Origin of the sequence: Pelotomaculum propionicicum (assembly GCF_004369225.1) — a bacterium.
Taxonomy (GTDB): Bacteria; Bacillota; Desulfotomaculia; order Desulfotomaculales; family Pelotomaculaceae; genus Pelotomaculum_B; species Pelotomaculum_B propionicicum.
In genome coordinates, this window is record NZ_QFFZ01000114.1 from 1 (window position 1) to 2,357 (window position 2,357).

Here is a 2,357-nt window from a genome sequence, read left to right on the forward strand (position 1 = left end):
CGTCCCAAGTACCATCGGCGCTGAAGAGCTTAACTGCCGTGTTCGGGATGGGAACGGGTGTACCCTCTTCGCTATCACCACTAGAAAGTTATATTCCTTTAATATTCCTTCAAAACTGAACAGCATACTTGAACAAGATATTTGAGTCGTGGGCCGTGGGACGTGGGCCGTGGGATCTAGGCATTCCTTTTAGGTCTTTTGACCCTAAGGCATGTCTTTCATTCTCACGTCTCACTTCTCATTTCTCACGTCCAAAATTTTAGGTCAAGTCCTCGACCTATTAGTACCGGTCAGCTAAACTGGTTGCCCAGCTTACACACCCGGCCTATCTACCTGGTAGTCTTCCAGGGGTCTTACCCCAGCACTCAACTCTACCGACCATGTGCAAAAGCTTTGTGACTACTGTCTTTTGTTAACCTCGATCGATATAGTTGAGTGCTGGGTGGGAAACCTCATCTTGAGGGAGGCTTCGCGCTTAGATGCTTTCAGCGCTTATCCCGTCCAGACATAATTACCCAGCGCTACCGTTGGCACGATAACTGGTACACCAGTGGTCTGTCCATCCCGGTCCTCTCGTACTAGGGACAGCTCCTCTCAAGTTTCCTGCGCCTGCGACGGATAGGGACCGAACTGTCTCACGACGTTCTGAACCCAGCTCACGTACCGCTTTAATGGGCGAACAGCCCAACCCTTGGGACCTACTACAGCCCCAGGATGCGATGAGCCGACATCGAGGTGCCAAACCTCCCCGTCGATATGGACTCTTGGGGGAGATAAGCCTGTTATCCCCGGGGTAGCTTTTATCCGTTGAGCGACGGCTCTTCCACTCGATACCGCCGGATCACTAAGCCCGACTTTCGTCCCAGCTCGACCTGTCTGTCTCGCTGTCAAGCTCCCTTCTGCCTTTACACTCTAACGCGCGATTTCCAACCGCGCTGAGGGAACCTTTGGGCGCCTCCGTTACTCTTTGGGAGGCGACCGCCCCAGTCAAACTGCCCGCCTGATACTGTCCACGTCCCAGTTCCATGGGACTGTGTTAGAACTTCAATACTCCAAGGGTGGTATCCCAACGTTGACTCCGCCAAAACTAGCGTCCTGGCCTCCAAGTCTCCCACCTATCCTGTACATGAAATACCAAAACCCAATGTCAGGTTGCAGTAAAGCTCCACGGGGTCTTTCTGTCCTGTCGCAGGTAGCCGGCATCTTCACCGGCATTACAATTTCACCGAGCCCCTCGTTGAGACAGTGCCCAAATCGTTACGCCTTTCGTGCGGGTCGGAACTTACCCGACAAGGAATTTCGCTACCTTAGGACCGTTATAGTTACGGCCGCCGTTTACTGGGGCTTCGGTTCAAACCTTCTCCAGCACTCAACCTTATACATCTTCTTGAAGGCTGTGCATAATTCGCTCCTTTAACCAGCGTTTGGCATTGCCATGCTTTTTGAGCTGGTTTTCCCTCTTCAGGGCATCTTCCGGTGATTTATATGCTTCATAATAAATCAGTTCCCACTGATGCCCTTTTGTTGAGCGGTTTCTCCCTTCGTTATGTGACTTTATCCTGGCTCTTAGGTTGCTTGTTCTACCTATATACAGCTCTTCTTCATCCCTTATCACATAAACGTAGTGCATTTTGCATCCTACCGATATACAAGGTTGAGTGCTGGATAAGCTCTCCCCTTAACCTTCCAGCACCGGGCAGGCGTCAGCCCCTATACATCATCTTCCGATTTAGCAGGGACCTGTGTTTTTGGTAAACAGTCGCTTGGGCCTTTTCTCTGCGACCCCCTCGCGCTACCTCTGTTAAAGTTTCACGCTAACGGGGTACCCCTTCTCCCGAAGTTACGGGGTTATTTTGCCGAGTTCCTTAACGAGGGTTCTCTCGCGCGCCTTAGGATTCTCACCCCGCCTACCTGTGTCGGTTTACGGTACGGGCACTGGCTTGCCTCGTTAGAGGTTTTTCTTGACAGTTTGGGTTCGGCTGCTTCGCTACTTAATTTCGCTCCCCATCAGCTCTCGGGCTCTTGCGGTGCACGGTTTTGCCTGCACACCACCCTACGACCTTAGACGCACTTTTCCATCCGTGCGCTCAGCTTACCCTCCTGTGTCACCCCATCCTTCAAACGGCTGCCAGTGGCATCGGATTCTCAACCGATTCCCCATCGCCTACGCATTTATGCCTCGGCTTAGGCCCCGGCTTACTCTGGGCGGACGAGCCTTCCCCAGAAAACCTTAGGCTTTCGGCGGGCAGGATTCTCACCTGCCTTTTCGCTTACTTATACCGGCATTCTCACTTCCGTACGCTCCACAGCTCCTTCCGGTACTGCTTCGCCGCATACGGAACGCTCCCCTACCATTT

At 52.6% G+C, this 2,357-nt stretch carries 2 rRNA genes; both read right to left on the minus strand.

Features of this window, described 5'->3' with window-relative positions:
- Window positions 1-85, minus strand: a 5S ribosomal RNA gene (gene rrf, locus Pmgp_RS19035); the annotation flags it as partial.
- Window positions 86-260: 175 nt separating this feature from the next.
- Window positions 261-2,357: ribosomal RNA gene (locus Pmgp_RS19040) — 23S ribosomal RNA — on the minus strand; the annotation flags it as partial.